The sequence below is a fragment of the Streptomyces sp. NPDC005722 genome (genome assembly GCF_040630935.1).
In the GTDB taxonomy this organism is placed as follows: domain Bacteria; phylum Actinomycetota; class Actinomycetes; order Streptomycetales; family Streptomycetaceae; genus Actinacidiphila.
In genome coordinates this window covers 302,923-319,490 of record NZ_JBEXYN010000004.1, presented here as the reverse complement: position 1 = coordinate 319,490, position 16,568 = coordinate 302,923, and the positions used below count along the sequence as shown (strand labels likewise).

The window sequence follows — 16,568 nt, the reverse complement described above, 5'->3', positions numbered from 1 at the left end:
TACTCAACGAAGCCGATCAGGTTTCACGGCCCGGCAGACCCGCTCGGCGCAGTGCGGCGGCCACGTCGCGGCGTTTGGACGCCGACACCAGCCCGGCCGCGTCCAGGAGCGGGCCGACGAGCCCCGGACCCTCGTGGGCGATGCCGGCGGCCGCCTCCGGGCTGCGGGCGCCGACGAGGGCGGCCAGCAGGCTCAGTGCCGCGTCCCGGTGGCCGGCGTCGAGGAGGGCCCCGGCGGTCCCGGCCACCTCGGCGGCGGGCCGGGCGGCGGCCTGGTGCAGCAGGGTCCGGCGGTCGTCGCCGCGGCCGGCGGAGTCCAGGGCGGCCGCGGCGGCCGCCAGACGGTGCGGGGGCTGCGCTGCCAGCTCCCAGAGCAGGGTGGCCACGTCCGCGGCCAGTCCGCAGCGCTCCAGCGCGGCCGCGAGCTCGGGGACGTCCTCGGGCGGGCCCGCCACGGCCTCGCTCATCAGCACGTACGCCTCACCGGTGCGGCCGGTGCGGCGCAGTTCCGCCATGCGCGCCGCGGTCGCCCGCGCGGCCTGCCCGCGGGCGGGAGTGGTCGTACGGACGTCGCCGCGGTCCTGCCCTGGCTCGTGGCCGTCGGGGGCGTCGTGGCCCGCCGCGCCGGCGAACCGGGCCCCGCGGGGTGCGGCACCGGCGCCGTCCTCCGGTGCCGCGACGACGGGCGGCGGGACCACCTCGGCCTCGGGTGCCCCGGCGAAGCGGGCCCCGCCGTAGCGTGCTCCGCCGCGGGGGCGCTCCCGGCCTCGGGTGGCGGGGGCGGTGGCACGACCGCCGCCCTCCGGCGGCGGGTCCGGTTCCGCCCGCGGGCGTAACCACCCCTCGGGCACGGCGGGGCGTGAGCGCACCGCGTCCAGGCGCGTCCGGAGCTCCGCACAGCGTGCGACGGCCCGTTCGCGGTCGTCGCGGGCCCAGGCGAGTTCGTTGCCGAGGCGCTCGGCCTCGGCGGGTGTGGCTGCGCCGCGCAGCGCGGCGGCGACCGCGCGTTCGTGCAGCACCACGTGCCGGCGTTCCCCGAGCAAGGCGTCCAGCCGTGCGCTGAGCGCCGCCTCGCCGCCCGGTGCGGCGTCGTGGGCGGCAACGGCGGCGGCGTGCAGGCCGCGGGCGGGCCGGGCGGTCTCCTGGGCCCGGTGGGTGCCCTGGGCGGCGGCCACGTCCTGGAGGAGGGCGTGGACGACGTCCCACGGCGGGACGTCGGTGCCGTCGAGCCAGGCCCGCACACCCGCGGGATCGCGTTCGGCGAAGACCGCGTACCAGCCGTGCGTGCCGCCCGCCGCACCGACCAGCCCCCGCAGGTACCGGGCGAACTCACCGACCGGGTCGGCGACCTGGCTGCGCACCCCGCGTTCCACTCTCGCTCCTCCCTGCCCGCCGCCCGGCGGCGGAAGCGTGTGGTCCGCACGGCATTCGACACCCGTCGTGTTACAGCGGCGCTACGGAGAGTTTTCACGCAGGGGGCGGCGACTGCACGGGCGCCCGGGCCCCGCGCGGAGGCACGGCGGCGCGCCCCCGCGGACGGACGGCTGCCACCGCCGTGTCCCGCCGCTCAGGACTGGGCCGCCTCCGGGCGGTGGCGGCGGTAATGGCGGGCCACACGAGCGCGGTTGCCGCACGAGGGCTTGCACCACTCCTGGCGGCCGTGGGACTTGACGAAGTAGCGGACGCACCGTGGCGCGGCACAGGCGCGCAGCCTCGCGCGATCGGGGCCGGCGAGGAAGTCGACGGCGGCGCGGGCGAGTTCGGCGACGATCCGCGCGGTCGGATCGGCCGGCTCCACGGCGGGCGCCGGCCGGGCCACGGGCGCGTCCTGCGCCTCCCACACCAGCCGCGGGACGACGGGGACCCGCGCCGCCGCGGCGTTGAGGTGCGCGAGGGCCTGCTCGGCGGGCATCAGGCGTCCGGCGTCGGCCGGGCTGGCCGGTCCGGGCGCCACGGCACGGGCGAAGAGTGCGCGTACGGCGCGGCGGAGCGCGAGCACCTCGGCGAGCGCGGTGCCGTCCGCGACGAAGCCGCCGTCCTGCGGGAGGTGTTCGCGGACCCAGGCCGTGAGCGCGGAGGGGTCGCCCAGGTCGTCGGCGACCCCTCCGTCGCCGTCGTGCCGGATCGTGCTCACCAGTTCCAGGGCCAGGCAGCGCTCCACGGCGCCCCTCCTCTTGATCGTCCGCCGGCGGCACTCTACCGTTCTAACGTCAAAGGTCAGATTAATCATTAAGCCTGGAGGGGAGCGGCCCATGCTGCTGGCTCACATCAGCGATCTGCATCTCGACGGCACCGAACGCTCGACGGAGCGCGCCGGCCGCGTCATGTCCTACCTGCGCGGGCTGCCGAGCCCGCCCGACGCGCTGCTGGTCACCGGGGACATCGCCGACCACGGCGCCCCGGCCGAGTACGAGGATGCGGCCCGGATCCTCGACGCGCCGTTCCCGGTCCTCCCCTGCCCGGGCAACCACGACCGGCGCGCCGCCTACCGCAAGGCGCTGCTGGGCGAGGCCGAAGGGACGGGACCGGTGAACCGGGCGCACCTCGTCGCCGGAACCGCGGTCCTGATGTGCGACTCGACGATCCCGGGCGAGGACGACGGCCTCCTCGACGAGGAGACGCTGGGATGGCTGTCGGCCGCGCTGGACGGGCTGACCCCCGGCACCCCGGCCCTGGTGGCCTTCCACCATCCGCCCGTCGCGCTGCACCACCCGCTGCCCGACGGCTACCGGCTCGGCCGGCCCGCCGCCCTGGAGGAACTGCTGGGCGCGCACCCCGAGGTGATCGCCGTCCTCACCGGCCACGCCCACACGCCCGCAGCCACCACCTTCGCCGGACGGCCGCTGATCGCGGCACCCGGGGTGACGTGGACGCTGCGCATGCCGTGGGAGGGCGAACCGGACGGCTCGGTGGCCGACCGTACGGCGCCGCCCGGCGTCGCCTTCCACGTGCTGGACGACGAGCGGCGCCTGACGACCCACTACCGCGTGGTGCTCTGAACCACCATCGCCGAGCCGCCGCCGCGGCGCACCGTCTCGGCGGCGGCGAGCCAGCGGCCGTCCCGCAACCGCTGGACGCCCGTCGTGGCGCCGATCTCGCCCGCGTCGGCGAAGCTGTGCCCGATGTCCTTCAGCTCCGCCGCCACGTCGCTCGCGAGGAAGCCTGGCTCGACCTGCGTGGCCGCGGCGTTGCGCTGGCTGGCGCGCGGCGCGGCGATCGCGTCCACCAGGGGCAGGCCGCGGTCGACGTGCTCGGTCAGCACCTGCAGCACGGTGGTGATGATCGTGGCGCCGCCGGGCGAGCCGAGCGCGAAGTCCACACGGCCGTCCTTCAGCACGATCGTCGGCGACATCGAGGAGCGCGGCCGCTTCCCGGGTCCCGGCAGGTTGGGGTCGTGGACCGAGGCACTGGCCGGGACGAACGAGAAGTCGGTCAGCTCGTTGTTGAGCAGGAAACCGCGGCCGGGCACGGTGATGGCGCTGCCCCCGGTCTGCTCGATGGTCAGCGTGTACGCGACGACGTTGCCCCACTTGTCGGCGACCGTGAGGTGCGTGGTGCTGTCGCCCTCGTAGGTCGTGGGGGCGGCCTTGCCGCCGCTGGAGCAGCGCGCCGGGTGGTACGGGTCCCCCGGGGCGACCGGGCTGGTCAGCACCGCGTCGTCCTTGATCAGGCAGGCCCGGGAGTCGGCGAAGGACTGGGACAGCAGCCCCGCGGTCGGGACCTTCTCGAAGGCAGGGTCGCCGACCCAGCGCCCGCGGTCGGCGAAGGAGATCCGGCTCGCCTCGAGGAAGCGGTGCAGGTACTGGGCCTCGGACAGGCGGGAGAGCCGGCCCGTCCGCTCCAGGATGTTCAGCGCCTCACCGACGGTGGTGCCGCCGGAGGAGGAGGGGGCCATGCCGTAGACGTCCAGCCCGCGGTACGACACCCGGGTGGGGCTCTGCGGCTTGGCCTTGTAGGCCTTCAGGTCGGCCGTCGTGAGGTCGCCGGGGCGGACGACCCGCGTGGCGGCCGGGTCCACCGGCGGCTTGCGCACGGTGTTCACGATGTCGGCGCCTATGCCCCCGCTGTAGACGGCGGAGACGCCCTTGCGGCCCAGCTCGGAGTAGGTGCGGGCGAGGTCGGGGTTCTTGAGGGTGGAACCGACGGCCGGCAGTTGCCCACCGGGCAGGAAGAGCGCGGCGGTGGCCGGGAAGTCCTTGAAACGCGCCTGGTTGGCCTCCGTCTGGCTGCGGAAGGTGGCGTCCACGGTGAAGCCGTCGTGCGCGAGGCGCTCGGCGGGCCGCAGCACGTCGCGCAGGCTCCGGCTGCCCCAGGACCTCAGGGCGGTGTCCCAGGTCGCGGGCGTGCCGGGGACGCCGACGCTCAGGCCGCTGGTGACGGCGTCGTTGAAGGGCAGTGGCTGGCCGTTCTCGACGAAGAGCTTGTCGGTGGCGCTCTTGGGGGCCGTCTCACGGCCGTCGATGGTGTGGACCTTGCGCTGCCCGGCGTCGTAGTAGACGAAGTAACCGCCGCCGCCGATGCCCGAGGAATAGGGCTCGGTGACGCCCAGGGCGGCCGCGGTGGCCACCGCGGCGTCCACGGCGTTCCCCCCGCGCCGCAGCACCTCGATGCCGGCGGCGGAGGCGTCGGGGTCGACGCTGGAGACCGCGCCTCCGTAGCCGACGGCGAGCGGGACCTTGGCGGGCGTCGCGTCCCGGGCCGGGGCGTCCGCCCCCGGCGGTGCCGCGGCCACCGACAGCGCGGCGGTGGCGGTTACGGCGAGCAGCGACAGACTCCGTACAGCGTGACGACGCATACGTGGACCTCCACTGGGGCGACCGTCCGGGCAGCCTAACCCCACCCTGCCTTCCTCGTCAGGAACGCCTCAACTACGATCCCGGCCCATGAGCGACGACGTGCGCAATATCGTGCTGGGACTGGCCGCGAGCGGTATCAGCGCCGTGCTGGGCTGGTTCGTCCGCACGTACCTGTGGCGGCGCAAGCTGCGCCGCAAGCAGCGTTTCTTCGGGCTGCCCACCGGCTCGGAGTGCCTGATGGTGATCAACCGCGACCCGGGCTCGACGCGGGGATGGAGCGTGGCACGCCATGACGTCTTCGCGCTGATCGAACTGTCCGCGCTGATCAAGGAGTGCGGCGCGCACGCCGAGATCCTGCCCCACGACACCGCCTGGCAGGGCTTCGGCGCCCGCACGGAGTTCTGCATCGGCGGCCCGATATCCAACCACCGCATGGCTGCGCACCTGCGCTCCATGCTGCCCGGTTTCCAGGTCAAGGACTTCACCGGGCCCGTCGAGGACCAGGGCGCGCTGACCGTGGGCGGCGAGACCTACCGTATGGAGAAGGGCAAGGTGGAGTACGTCTTCCTGGCCCGGCTGGCCGCCGACGAGAACACCGGGAACAACCGCCCGGTCTTCCTCGCCTCCGGCCAGCGCGGGGTGACCAACCAGGCCGCCGTGCGCTACCTCGCCCGTCACCACCAGCGGCTGTCCCGCAAGTACGGGGTGGACGGCACCTTCTGCCTGCTGCTGAAGGTCGTCAACTCCGACGCCTACGGACCCGACGTGGTGGAGGTCGTCGCCGACGTCACCCGCGAGGCCAGGACAGCCCCCGCCCTCCCGGTGGCCGTCACCGCGGAGTGACGGCCCGGGACGAGGCGGGCGGCCGCGGGGGCAGGGCACCCCGCGGCCCCGTCATATGCGGCCGCGTACGCAGAGCCGGTCCAGGACGGCGGCGGCCATGGCCTTCTCGCCCAGCGCGTTGGGGTGGGCGGGCGCTGCCGGAGCGGCGGGCGTGAGCGGCTCGATCCAGCGGACGCCGGGGGCCGTGCACATGTCGTGGCCCACGGTCGGGGTGTAGGTGTCGACGTAGGTCGCGTGGGCGGCCTTGGCACGACGGGCCAGCATGGCGTTGAGCCGCTTCTCGGTGTCCCGGAGGTAGGCGAAGTCCTTGTCCGCGAAGGGCACGGCCGGGCGGCAGCCGACGCCGCTGTCGGGGAGCAGCGCCGGGTAGCCGACGACCACGACACGGGCCCGCGGTGCGCGGTGCCGGATGGCGTCGAGCACGGCGTCGATCTTCGGGGCCGTCTGCTCGACCGCGGTCCGCAACTGGTCGGTCCCGCCGGCCGTGTAGTACTTCTCGCAGGGATTGCCGGTCGGGTCGGAGAGCGCGGCGCCGGCGCAGGTGCGGATGATGCTGCCGAAACCGACGTCGTTGCCGCCGATCTGCAGGGTGACCAGCGAGGTGCGCCGGTTGAGCGCGTCCAGCTGGGGCGGGTTGCTGCCCTGCGCCTTCCACATCTCGGCGGTGGTGGCCCCGCCGCAGCTCACGTCGGTGAGGGTGGTGCCCCTGAGCCGCTGCGCCACGAGCGAGGGGTAGTTCCGGTTCGACCGGGCGCAGTTGGCGTCCACCTGGTCGGGGATGAGCGGTCCCGACGTGTACGAGTCCCCGAGCGCGACGTACGCGTCCCGGTGACCGTTGCCGTGACCATGGCCGTGGTGCCGGCCGTCGCGCGAATGCGCGGTGGCCGGGACCGCGCTCACCGCGCTGAGCAGGATCGCGGCCGACGCCGCGGCCGCTCCCAGGATCGATGCACGTCCGACACCCATCGGGCCCTCCCCCTGTCGACGCTGACGGGTTCAGATTCGGCGCCCCGCGTGGCCCAAGTCAATGGATGCGTCGCAAGTTCGCTCGATGGACTGACGTTCCCTCAGCTCACCGCAATCATTACCGGCGCGCAACATGCAGCCCCATTACCTGAGGTAAGTCGCCCTGGTCACTCTCCGGGCACTTCGTCCCGGGGACATGTGGAGCCGCCATGAGGACGACTCGCACCGCCGCGGGAACGTTGTCCGCACTCCTGCTCGCCACCACGGCACTGCGCATCGCGGCCCCCGCCGCACGGGCCGCGACGGCCGGCGCGAACCCCGCGGCCGGCGGCTCCACCGCTCCCTCCGTCCGCTTCGCCGACATCCCGGGAGCCGGTGGGATCACCCTCAAGGGCAACCTCTTCACCCCATCGGGTGTGAACGGCACCGGCGGTCAGGTGCGGGCCGCTCGACGTGGCCGACGTCTCCGAGGTCGTCGACCGGACCCTCGCCAATACCCCCGCCGATCCCGGCCGGATCGACATGGCGAGCGTCTCCTACGGCGCCGGGCCGACCCTCATGGGGGCCGCGCACGACCCGCGCGTCGAGGCCGTAACGGCGCTCAGCGGCTGGTCGGACCTGACCGAATCCATCGACGGCGGCCGCACCCGGCACCTGCAGTCCCCGGCGGCGGACCCGTCGCGGCTCTCCGTACCGCTTCGCCGACCGTCACTCCCGTAGCGTGCGTACCTCGGTACGCAGCCGTGGCCTGCGTACCTAACGTCGTGCCAGGAGCGGGAGAGAGGACGGGCGGGGATGGCCGAGCCGGGGCCGGTGTACCAGTGGATCGCCGACGACCTCATGCGGCGGATCGACGAGGGACTCCTCAAGCCCGGGTGCCGCATCCCCTCCCGCTCCCGGCTCAAGGAGACCTACCGGGCGAGCGACCAGACCGTCGACCGCGCCGTGCGCGTGCTGAAGGCGGCAGGCTACGTCGAAGGTCAGTTCGGGCGGGGGGTGTTCGTCGTCGACCGGTCCGGCCTGGGGACGCTCGACCGCGGCACGGGCGCCGTGGACTCGCCCTTCGCCACCCGGGTCGCCGGGGACACCGCGACCGTGGACTGGGAAGCCTCGACCGTCACCACCACCGCCCCGCCGGCCATCGCCGAGCGGCTCGGCATCGTCACCGGCGACCCGGTGGTGATGACCCGTTACGAGTACCTGGCCGACCGCCGGCCCGTGCAGCTCGCCACCAGCTGGGAGCCGCTGGCCGTCACCGACGGCACGGACGTCGCGCACCCCGAGCGCGGCCCCTACGCCCGCCGCGGGGTGCGGGGGCGACTGGCCGCGATCGGGGTACGGGTGGTGCGGGCCCGCGAGGTCCTGGAGTCGCGGCCGGCCACCGGCTGGGAGGCGCAGACGCTCGGCTGCGCGCACGGTCAGTGCGTGACGGCGGTCCAGCGCACGTACTTCGACGCCGACGACCGCGCCGTCGAGACCTCGGACACGGTGATCCGCGCCGACCGCTGGCGCGTGGCCTACAGCATCGACTTCTCGTCCTGACCGGCCCCGGCGGGGGCGCGCCCCACCGGCCGGTGACGGCGGCCGGTCGTCATCGGCCTCCGGCGGCCGCGCCCGCGTGGCCCTCGCCGAGCACCCGGCCGACCAGCGCGTCGCGGTCCGCCTTGGGGATGGCGGTCCAGCGGGTACCGCGGATCGCGCCCTCGAGGGCGAGCAGGGTGTGGGTGCAGGCGTCCTCGGGAAGCCCCTCGCGGATCATCGCGAAGGCCCCTCCGGATCCGAGGCGGCGCAGCTCGTCGGCGTCCGGCACGCCGGCGCTGCGGAGGCGCTCGGCCAGGACCGCGCCGATGTTGGGCATCTGCTGCAGGGAGTCCATGCCCCCATCATGCACCTCCCGACGCCCCGTCAGACGGCGATCTCGGCCCAGACACGCTTGCCGCCCGGCAGGAGTTCTGTCCCCCAGCGGTAGGTCAGGGCCGAAACGACCTGCAGACCGCGGGTGCTCCCGGTCGTGTCGGGGACCCGGCCGGTCAGTACCAGGCATGGCGGAGTGCGGGAGCCGTCGCGGACCGACATGTGCACCAGCGTCAGCCGCCGGGACAACGTGACGCCCACCCGCCGGCCCCCGGCGTGGCGCACCGCGTTGGAGACGAGCTCGGCGAGCACGATGCCCGCGGTGTCCAGCAGGTACCCGAGGTCCCACGCGTCCAGGGTCGCCGCCAGGACGCGCCGCGCCTGAGCGGGCGCCAGGTCGTCGGAGGGCAGGAAGACCTCGCCCAGCAACACGGTGGCGGGCGGGGACGGGACGGGTTCGGCCGCCGGATCGTGGGTATGGAGGGTGTCCGGGGGCGAGTCGTCGCCCGCGCCGCGGCCGGCGCCGGGGGCGGCGCGCCGGAACGGCGGCCGTGCGGCCAGGTTGTCCCCCATGTGACCACCTCACAGGTGTCGTAGGTGGCGCCGAGCATTCCCGCGAAGCACCTGTGCACGCGATACCCCCGCGCTATTCTCACCACGACATACCCGCTGGTAACGCCGGTGGACCGCCGCCGGGGTGGACGGGAGTCGTGGATGTCGGGACCGGTTTCCGGTGATGCCGTCGAGATCCCCGCGTGGGCCTGGGAGCGCGAGGAGATTCGGGAGGCCCTGCGGGCCCGCGACGCCGGGGCCATCCTGCGGTTCGCGCAGCAGTACGGCGGCGCGAGCCAGTCGCGCATCGCGGCCGCGACGGGGCTGCTGCAGGGCCGGGTCAACGAGATCGTGCGGGGCCGCCGTTCGGTGGTGCGGTTCGACGTGTTCGAGCGCATCGCGCAGGGACTGCGCATGCCGGACCACGCACGGCTGCTCATGGGGCTCGCACCGCGCCGCCTGCGCTCCTACGGCGTCCGGGACCTGATGGACCATCCGCAGGTGGCCGCGGTCGCGCTGACCAAGCCCGAGGCCGCCGCGGAGATCCGTGAGGTGGCGGCGAGCGCCGATGCGGTGGACGTGGTGGGCGTACGCGCCCTCGGCCTGCTGGCGCTCGGCGACTCGCTGCTGCGCGGGCCGCTGACCCGCCGGGACCGGACCGGGACCGCCCGCATGCGGCTGCTGTTGCTGCACCCGGAGAGCCCGGCGGTGGCCCGGATCGCGGAGGAGGTCGGCGAGACACCGCGCTTCTTCTCCTCGAGCCTCCGCTTCGCGGAGGACATGCTCGGTGCCCTCGCCGAAGAAGGAACGATTCGGCTCGAGGTCTACCGCTACCGCACCCCACCGGTGTGGAGGCTGGTGCGCCTCGACGGCGCCACCTTCGTCTCCGTCATCGGACCACCGGCCGACCCGCGGGGCTCGCTGGTCTACCGGCTCGCCACCACCCCGCCCGGTTCGGTGCTCTACGGCTTCGAGCGCTGGTTCGAGGCCATGCTCGGCGAGGCCGAACGCGTCATCTAGGGTGCCCGTCGCGGGCCCGGCGGGCGATCAGACCTCGGAGGCCTCGGCGTAGACCTGGGACAGCTCCGGGGTACCGCTCTCCGCCCACTCGTGGCCCGCCTCGACGACGTCGAGTTCACGGCCGGAGGCCAGCTGGATGACGGGCCGTCCGTTGGGCCAGATCTGCCAGCTCGCGCCCGGGACGGTGCGCACCACGACCGTGCCGAGGTAGAGCCCGGCGTCGTTGCCGAGCCAGGACAGCTCGTCCGGGTCGTCGCGCCAGCGCGGCACCAACTGGTCCAGGCGCTCCAACGAGAGGGCAGTGTCGTCCAGTTCGACGCCCTCGGCCTCGGCCCTGGCGCGCAGCAGCTCGCACTCCGAGAGCAGTTCGGCGACTCCTTCCTGGTCCTCGGCGAGGGACTCCGGTACGGCCGCGCCGCGGACCTCGCCGTACCGTTTGCGCCACCTGTCCAGGAAGGAGATGTCCATGGGCATCAGCCTATGGCGTAGGCCTTGCGGAGTGTCTCGTGGACGGTCCATGTCGTGCGGTCTCCTTCGCGGAGGACGCAGACCTCTCCCGGACCGAGCTCCAGGGTCGGCCCGCCCACCACCGCAACAGTGGCGCGTCCGCTGACGACCACGAACATCTCGTCCGCCTCGGTGTCGGTCACCACGCCCGGGGTGATCTGCCAGATCCCCCTGGAGCGGGTGCCGTCGGCCGACCGCCACAGCACCTTCCCGGTGACCTCGGGGGAGCCGGAGACGATCTGTCCCGCGTCCAGGGGTTCGGGTTCGAGCACGGCGGCGGCGATGTCGACGGAGAAGCTCTTCATGGCCGGAGCGTACGCGCGGGCGTATGCCAACGGTAACGACACGTTGTATACGTTCCGTTGCCGCACAATACGTGACGTAAGGCTGCCCGGCGCGAGAAGGGCCACTCAATGCGGGATGAACGGGAAGCCGGGGGGCGGGCGGCGGACCGCGCCTGGCGGCTGCTGGAGGAACTGGCGGCGCGGGCCCCGGGCACCGTCCGGCTCGCAACCGGCGCGGAGGACGCAGAGATCGCGGCGTGGGGCGTGCAGCTCCCCGGCGAGGTGCGGCGCCTGGTCGGCAGGGTGCGGTCGATCCGCATCGGCGGCCTGGAGGAGTACCGGCTCGCCCCCGAGCGGGGTCTGCACCCCGGCGGCTGGGCCGTGGGGCCACCCGGCTCCGCGCACCTGCTGCACGAGTCGGGCGGGGACACGCTCTTCGTCGACGTGGACGGGGGCACCGGCGCCTGGGGCCGGGTGTTCGCGGCGACCGGGGTCTTCCCCGACACCTGGGCGTACGTCGCGCCCTCGCTGGTCGACTGGGTCACCCTGCTGGCCCGGGCGGGGCTCGCGGCCCTGGAACGCCTGACCCCCGATGCGGAGCCGGGGGCGGCCCGGGCCGACGCCTCGGTCCCGGACCACGCCGCGGTGCTGGAACGGCTCGCCGAGACCTCGAACGTCTTCTCCTACCGCCCCGACCTGCGGGGCACCCCGGTGGGACAGGCCCGCCCGGCGGCGGACCCGGAGCTGGCCGCCGCGCTGACCGGACTGCCGGACGACGCCCTGGTGGTGGACCTGCGCGAGGTGGCGCACCCGGCGACCCTGCACCTGCCCTGCCCGCCGGGGCTCCGTGGCCATGTCGAGTTCCAGCGCAGGGCCGGGGGGCGCTTCGCGCTGGGCCTGCCCAGGACCGGTCAGACGTCCAGGTCGACCACGACGGGGGCGTGGTCGGAAGCGCCCTTGCCCTTGCGCTCCTCGCGGTCGACGTAGGCGTCGCCGACCGCCTTGCTGAAGGGCTGGTTCGCGTAGACCAGGTCGATCCGCATGCCGCGGTTCTTGGGGAAGGCCAGCTGGCGGTAGTCCCAGTAGGTGTAGGGACGGTCGTACTTCAGCGGGCGGGGCACCACGTCGCTGAGCCCGGCCTCGCGCAGGTGTGCCAGCGCCTCGCGCTCGGCGGGGGTGACGTGCGTCATCCCCTCGAAGACCGTGGGGTCCCACACGTCCTCGTCGGTGGGCGCCACGTTGTAGTCGCCGAGGACGGCGAAGGGGCGCTCGCCCGCCGCGTCCTCCGCGACCGCCGCGCTCAGCGCCTGGAACCAGCGCAGTTTGTACGCGTAGTGCTCGTGGCCGACCTCACGGCCGTTGGGCACGTACACCGACCAGACCCGGACCGGGCCGCAGGTCGCCGAGACCGCGCGGGGCTCGTCGACCTCCTCGTACAGCGGGCCGCCGGGCAGGCCGACGACGACGTCCTCGAGGCCCACCTTGGACAGGAGGGCGACGCCGTTCCACCGGCCGGTGGCGTTGACGGCGGTCTCGTAGCCGAGGGCGCGCAGTTCCTCGAACGGGAACTGCTCCTCGGTGCACTTGGTCTCCTGGATGCACAGCACGTCCGGGCTGTTCTTCTCCAGCCAGGCCAGCAGCCGCGGCAGGCGGGCGGTGATCGAGTTGACGTTCCAGGTGGCGATGCGCATGGACCCGAATGTACCGCCCGCCTCCGACAACCGGTCCCGGGGCGTTCCCGGCGGCCGTCTGCGGCAGGTCGTGCGGCCGGGGCGTCAGCCCAGGTCGGTGCTGTCGCCGGAGGCCAGCCTGCCGTGCTCCGCGCCGCCGACACCGGGCCCGTCGGGGCCGAGCAGCCGGTCGTACAGGGTGCGGGCGAGGTCGTTGAGGAGCCCGTCGTGCACGTCGATGGCGCGGGCCGGCTTCACCTCGCGGAGGTAGTCGATGACCTCGGAGACCTTGTTCCAGGGGGCGTGCACGGGCAGCAGCAGCGTCTCGACGGACCGGCCGGGCACGGTGAGCGCGTCGCCGGGGTGGAAGACGGAGCCGTCGACGAGGAAGCCGACGTTGGTGATGCGCGGGATGTCGGGGTGGATCACGGCGTGCATCTGGCCGTGCACCTCGACGTCGAAGCCGGCCGCGCTGAAGGTGTCGCCCTCGCCCACGGTGTGGACCCGGCCCGGGAAGGCGGCCGAGACCTGGTCGGCGACGCTCTTGAGGGTCCAGATCTCGGCGGCGGGGTCGGCCTCCAGGGCGGCGCGCAACTGCTGCTCGCTGAAGTGGTCCGCGTGCTCGTGCGTGACGAGGACCGCATCCGCCCCCACCGCGGCGTCCGGCTCGGTGAAGCCTCCGGGATCGATGACGAGCACGCGCCCGTCCTTCTCCAGGCGGACGCAGGCGTGGCCCCTCTTCGTCAGCTTCATGACTCTCCTCCGGAGCGGTGATCCTTTGCGTGGCCATCATGGCCCAGGCCGTGCGCGCCGCACACGCCGCATCCAGGTGGTGGCGCCGATGGGCCGGCGGGACGACGCTGCCGCCCTGCGCGCGGGCTCACTCCCCTGGCCGAGTCTCCTCCCGGATGACGCGCCGCGCCACCGCGTGGGCGGAGGTGGCGGCGGGCACCCCGAGGTAGACGGCGGCGTGCAGCAGCACCTCCTCGATCTCGGCCGGGGTGAGGCCGCCGCGCAGCGCCGCCCGGGTGTGCGCGGCCAGTTCCGTGTGGTGGCCGCCCGCGACGAGTGCGGTCAGGGTGATGACGCTACGGGTCCGCCGGTCGAGCCCGGGCCGGTTCCAGAGCTCGCCCCAGGCGTAGCGGGTGACGAACTCCTCGAAGGCCCCGGCGGGCTCGTCGGCCTCCTCGGCCTCCACCCGGTCGACGTGCGCGTCGCCCAGGAGCTCGCGCCGGGTGCGGTCGCCCTCGGCGTACGGGTCGACGCGGCCGGGCGCGACGCCTCCCTGGTGCTGCGGCCCGGGCCGTACGGGGGTCGCGACCGCCGGTGCGGGCTCCGGGGCGACGGCCGCGGGCTGCACGGGCGCGGGCTGAACGGGCGCGGCCACGACGACGGGCTGCTCGGTCCAGGTGGCCTCGAAGTGGCGTACGAGGAGCTCGCCGACGGCCGCGGGCTGCTCGACCGGCACCAGGTGCGAGGCTCCGGGGACGACGGCGAGCCGCGCGTCCGGTATCCCGGCGACCAGGGCCCGGGCGTCGGCGGGCGGTGTCACCTGGTCCTCGGCGCCCCCCAGGACCAGCGTCGGCACGGTGATCCGGCCCAGCTCGGCGCGCACGTCGTGGGAGGCCAGCGCCTCACAGGCGGCGACGTAGCACTCCGGGTCGACGGCCCGGGCCATCTGGACGGACCAGTCCACGATGGCGGCCTGGGCGGCACGGAAGGCGGGGGCGAACCAGCGCTCGGGGGCGCTGAGCGCGATCTGCTCCAGGCCGTTGGCGCGGACGACCACTCCGAGCTGCCGCCAGGCGTCGGGCGTCCCGAAGCGGGCTGCCGAGGAGACCAGGGCGAGCGAGGCGACGCGCTGCGGGGCACGCAGTGCCAGCTGGGTGCCGACGGCACCGCCGAAGGCGCAGCCGGCGTAGCCGAAGCGCTCGATGCCGGCCTCGTCCAGGGTGCGCAGCAGGCGGTCGGCCAGTTCGGCGGTGGACACCGAGGCGTCGGCGGGTGCCCCGCCGTGCCCGGGGAGGTCGTACCGCAGCACCCGCCACTGGCGGGTCAGCTCGGGTATCTGCCGGTCCCACATGTGCCACGTCGTGCCCAGTGAGGGGCCGAGGACCAGGACCGGCGCGTCCTGCGGCCCGTCGACGCGGTGCTGGAGGGTCTGCGTGCTCTGCTCGTCGCTCACTCGCTCCACGCTATCGAGGCGTTCGCGGGCGGGGACGGCCGGGCCCCGCGACGGCGTGGGCGGCCTTGGGGCGCCTGGGCGCCGGTCAGCGGAAGTTTATCGTGGACACGACATAGACCACAGGGTGGTCCGTGTTGGAGAAGTCGACCGTGATGTTGTGGTCCGGCTTGTCACCGTGCTTCTTGAGCTTCAGGCCGGCCCACTTGCCGGACGCGCCGAAGTCCCAGCGCACGGCACGGGCCTGCTTCGGACTCACGGTCACGTCGCCGTCCCGGAGGGCGGAGCGGCTCCGGCCGTACTGGGCGAGGAAGGTGTCCAGGCCGCCCTGGTTGGTGCGGAACTGCACGTAGAAGGAGCTGGCGGCCCAGTTGTTGGTCTCCAGGTACGCCACCGGCGCCGAACCGGACGGGATCGTCACCTCGTAGATGCGCCGCTGCACCTTCGTGGGCCACAGGTAGGTGAGCGTGGTGACGGCCGCCTGCTCCTGCTTCTCCTCGCCGCTGTCCCGGCTCTGCTCCGCGGAGATGATCACGTAGCCGATCGGCACCAGGATCAGCAGCGGGACGACCGTCCACTGCACCCAGCGCGGCGGCTTCCTCGGGGGCATGGCACTCACTTGCCGACAACCTTCGCGTAGCGCTCGTACCGCTCGACCCGCCGCCGGTTGGCCCGCCGGAAGCGGCGCGCGACCAGCCGCGCCAGATCCGCGGCGCCGACCATCCCGGCCTCGGGGCCGAGCTGCGCCTTGACGATACGCGCCTCGGGCCGGTACCCGCGCCCGGTCAGATGGCGCCGGAAGGCGTCGCGGGCCGGGGCGATCAGCAGGTCGTCGGCCGCGCTGACGCCGCCGCCGATGACGAAGCAGGAAGGGTCCAGGGCCGCGGCGAGATTGGCGATGCCGACGCCCAGCCACTGGCCGATGTCCTGGAAGAGCTCGACGCACATCGCGTCACCCTCACGAGCGAGCTCCGTGATGAGCGGACCGGTGATCTCCCGTACCTGGCCGTCGACCCGGTCGATGATCCCGTACGCGACCGGGGAATCCGCCGCCGCGAGTTCGCGGGCCTCGCGCACCAGGGCGTTGCCCGAGCTGTACTGCTCCCAGCAGCCGCGGTTGCCGCAGGCGCAGCGGTGCCCACCGGGCACGACCTGCATGTGGCCGAACTCGCCGGCGACACCGAAGCGGCCCCGCTTGACGTGGCCGTCCTCCAGGATGGCGCCGCCGATGCCGGTGCCGAGCGTGATCATCACGAGGTCGCTCTCGCCGCGGCCGGCGCCGAAGCGCCACTCCGCCCAGGCGGCGGTGTTCGCGTCGTTGTCGACCATGACCGGCACCCGCAGGCGCTCGGTGAGACGGGCCTTCAGCGGCTCGTCACGCCAGGACAGGTGCGGGGCGAAGAGCACCCGGGAGCGGTCGGCGTCCACCCAGCCGGCCGCGCCGATGCCGACGGCGTGCACGTCGTGGCGCTCGGACAGGTCGAGGACGAGCTCGGTGATGGTGTCCTCCACCACCTTCGGGCTCTTGCTCTTGTCCGGCGTCTCGGTGCGCAGCTTCTCCAGGATGTTGCCGTCCGCGTCGACCACGCCGGCCATCACCTTGGTGCCGCCGATGTCGATGCCGACGGTGGGGACGCGGGGCGCGGTGAGGTGCGAGCGGCGCTCGCGGCGGCCCACCGTGCTCAGGAGCGTGGAACTGCTGGAGGAGCGGGCGGCACCCCGGTACATGCTCATCGGTTCACCCCCGTGGATCCGATCCCGGACTCGGTCCCGAACTGCTGCTCGGTCGTCGCTCGCAAGGCTCGTCTCTCCGGGGTCGGGGGCGGTTCTCCGAGTGATTCTAAGTGCCCGGGATCGCGGGGGCGTGGCCCCCGGTCCCGGGCGACGGCGAGTGG

19 protein-coding genes are annotated in these 16,568 nt (G+C 74.1%); 6 read left to right on the top strand and 13 right to left on the bottom strand.

Annotated elements, in window-relative coordinates:
• Positions 1-16: 16 nt before the first annotated feature.
• Both ABZ479_RS07455 and ABZ479_RS07450 read right to left on the bottom strand, forming a co-directional pair.
• Positions 17-1,372 (bottom strand): hypothetical protein, encoded by a 1,356-nt coding sequence (locus ABZ479_RS07455; protein ID WP_500460523.1) that lies wholly within the window; start codon positions 1,370-1,372, stop codon positions 17-19.
• A gap of 194 nt (positions 1,373-1,566) precedes the next feature.
• Positions 1,567-2,160, bottom strand: a complete 594-nt coding sequence (locus ABZ479_RS07450; RefSeq protein WP_500460522.1) for a CGNR zinc finger domain-containing protein — start codon at positions 2,158-2,160, stop codon at positions 1,567-1,569.
• A gap of 91 nt (positions 2,161-2,251) precedes the next feature.
• Between ABZ479_RS07450 and ABZ479_RS07445 the strand changes: the two genes are divergently transcribed.
• Positions 2,252-2,998: a metallophosphoesterase gene (locus tag ABZ479_RS07445; protein WP_500460520.1), complete on the top strand. Its 747-nt coding sequence runs from the start codon at positions 2,252-2,254 to the stop codon at positions 2,996-2,998.
• Here ABZ479_RS07445 and ggt read toward each other — a convergent pair.
• Positions 2,980-4,794 carry a gamma-glutamyltransferase gene (ggt, locus tag ABZ479_RS07440; RefSeq protein WP_500460519.1) on the bottom strand — a complete coding sequence of 605 codons (1,815 nt, stop codon included), beginning with the start codon at positions 4,792-4,794 and terminating at the stop codon, positions 2,980-2,982. The genes ABZ479_RS07445 and ggt overlap by 19 nt on opposite strands.
• An 88-nt stretch (positions 4,795-4,882) precedes the next feature.
• Here ggt and ABZ479_RS07435 point away from each other — a divergent pair, with 88 nt between their 5' ends.
• Complete coding sequence (locus ABZ479_RS07435) at positions 4,883-5,638, top strand: hypothetical protein (protein ID WP_500460517.1); 756 nt, start codon at positions 4,883-4,885, stop codon at positions 5,636-5,638.
• 51 nt (positions 5,639-5,689) lie between these two features.
• Here ABZ479_RS07435 and ABZ479_RS07430 read toward each other — a convergent pair whose 3' ends face one another.
• A complete protein-coding gene (locus tag ABZ479_RS07430) occupies positions 5,690-6,604 on the bottom strand; it encodes an SGNH/GDSL hydrolase family protein (protein WP_500460516.1) in 915 nt (304 codons plus the stop codon).
• Between the two features lie 453 nt (positions 6,605-7,057).
• Between ABZ479_RS07430 and ABZ479_RS07425 the strand changes: the two genes are divergently transcribed.
• Together ABZ479_RS07425 and ABZ479_RS07420 are read left to right on the top strand one after the other, a co-directional pair.
• Positions 7,058-7,324 carry a CocE/NonD family hydrolase gene (locus tag ABZ479_RS07425; protein WP_500460514.1) on the top strand — a complete coding sequence of 89 codons (267 nt, stop codon included), beginning with the start codon at positions 7,058-7,060 and terminating at the stop codon, positions 7,322-7,324.
• 75 nt (positions 7,325-7,399) lie between these two features.
• On the top strand, positions 7,400-8,146 hold the full coding sequence (locus tag ABZ479_RS07420; protein WP_500460513.1) for a GntR family transcriptional regulator: 747 nt from the start codon (positions 7,400-7,402) through the stop codon (positions 8,144-8,146).
• A 49-nt stretch (positions 8,147-8,195) separates the two neighbouring features.
• Here the strand turns inward: ABZ479_RS07420 and ABZ479_RS07415 are convergent, their stop codons facing one another.
• Complete coding sequence (locus ABZ479_RS07415) at positions 8,196-8,480, bottom strand: TfoX/Sxy family DNA transformation protein (RefSeq protein WP_326571765.1); 285 nt, start codon at positions 8,478-8,480, stop codon at positions 8,196-8,198.
• 29 nt (positions 8,481-8,509) lie between these two features.
• Entirely contained in the window at positions 8,510-9,031 is a 522-nt protein-coding gene (locus ABZ479_RS07410; protein ID WP_500460511.1) for an ATP-binding protein, read from the bottom strand.
• A 141-nt stretch (positions 9,032-9,172) separates the two neighbouring features.
• On the opposite strand from ABZ479_RS07410, the gene ABZ479_RS07405 reads away from it, so the two are divergent.
• Positions 9,173-10,030 (top strand): helix-turn-helix domain-containing protein, encoded by an 858-nt coding sequence (locus ABZ479_RS07405; protein ID WP_500460510.1) that lies wholly within the window; start codon positions 9,173-9,175, stop codon positions 10,028-10,030.
• Between the two features lie 27 nt (positions 10,031-10,057).
• Here ABZ479_RS07405 and ABZ479_RS07400 read toward each other — a convergent pair whose 3' ends face one another.
• Together ABZ479_RS07400 and ABZ479_RS07395 are read right to left on the bottom strand one after the other, a co-directional pair.
• Complete coding sequence (locus ABZ479_RS07400) at positions 10,058-10,498, bottom strand: DUF6278 family protein (protein WP_499601428.1); 441 nt, start codon at positions 10,496-10,498, stop codon at positions 10,058-10,060.
• Between the two features lie 5 nt (positions 10,499-10,503).
• Complete coding sequence (locus tag ABZ479_RS07395; RefSeq protein WP_500460509.1) at positions 10,504-10,842, bottom strand: cupin domain-containing protein; 339 nt, start codon at positions 10,840-10,842, stop codon at positions 10,504-10,506.
• 108 nt (positions 10,843-10,950) lie between these two features.
• On the opposite strand from ABZ479_RS07395, the gene ABZ479_RS07390 reads away from it, so the two are divergent.
• Positions 10,951-11,808, top strand: a complete 858-nt coding sequence (locus ABZ479_RS07390; protein ID WP_500460507.1) for a hypothetical protein — start codon at positions 10,951-10,953, stop codon at positions 11,806-11,808.
• Here ABZ479_RS07390 and ABZ479_RS07385 read toward each other — a convergent pair.
• The 5 genes from ABZ479_RS07385 to ABZ479_RS07365 all read right to left on the bottom strand — a co-directional run bounded on the left by ABZ479_RS07385 (position 11,733) and on the right by ABZ479_RS07365 (position 16,407).
• Entirely contained in the window at positions 11,733-12,512 is a 780-nt protein-coding gene (locus ABZ479_RS07385; protein WP_500460505.1) for an exodeoxyribonuclease III, read from the bottom strand. The genes ABZ479_RS07390 and ABZ479_RS07385 overlap by 76 nt on opposite strands.
• A gap of 84 nt (positions 12,513-12,596) precedes the next feature.
• The gene (locus tag ABZ479_RS07380; RefSeq protein ID WP_500460504.1) at positions 12,597-13,244 is read right to left on the bottom strand and encodes an MBL fold metallo-hydrolase; all 648 of its coding nucleotides are present in this window, start codon (positions 13,242-13,244) and stop codon (positions 12,597-12,599) included.
• Positions 13,245-13,371: 127 nt separating this feature from the next.
• Positions 13,372-14,676 carry a bifunctional 3-oxoadipate enol-lactonase/4-carboxymuconolactone decarboxylase PcaDC gene (gene pcaDC, locus ABZ479_RS07375; protein WP_500460503.1) on the bottom strand — a complete coding sequence of 435 codons (1,305 nt, stop codon included), beginning with the start codon at positions 14,674-14,676 and terminating at the stop codon, positions 13,372-13,374.
• An 85-nt stretch (positions 14,677-14,761) separates the two neighbouring features.
• Positions 14,762-15,283, bottom strand: a complete 522-nt coding sequence (locus tag ABZ479_RS07370; protein ID WP_500460578.1) for a hypothetical protein — start codon at positions 15,281-15,283, stop codon at positions 14,762-14,764.
• A gap of 5 nt (positions 15,284-15,288) precedes the next feature.
• The gene (locus ABZ479_RS07365) at positions 15,289-16,407 is read right to left on the bottom strand and encodes an ROK family glucokinase (protein WP_499601435.1); all 1,119 of its coding nucleotides are present in this window, start codon (positions 16,405-16,407) and stop codon (positions 15,289-15,291) included.
• Between the last annotated feature and the right edge of the window lie 161 nt (positions 16,408-16,568).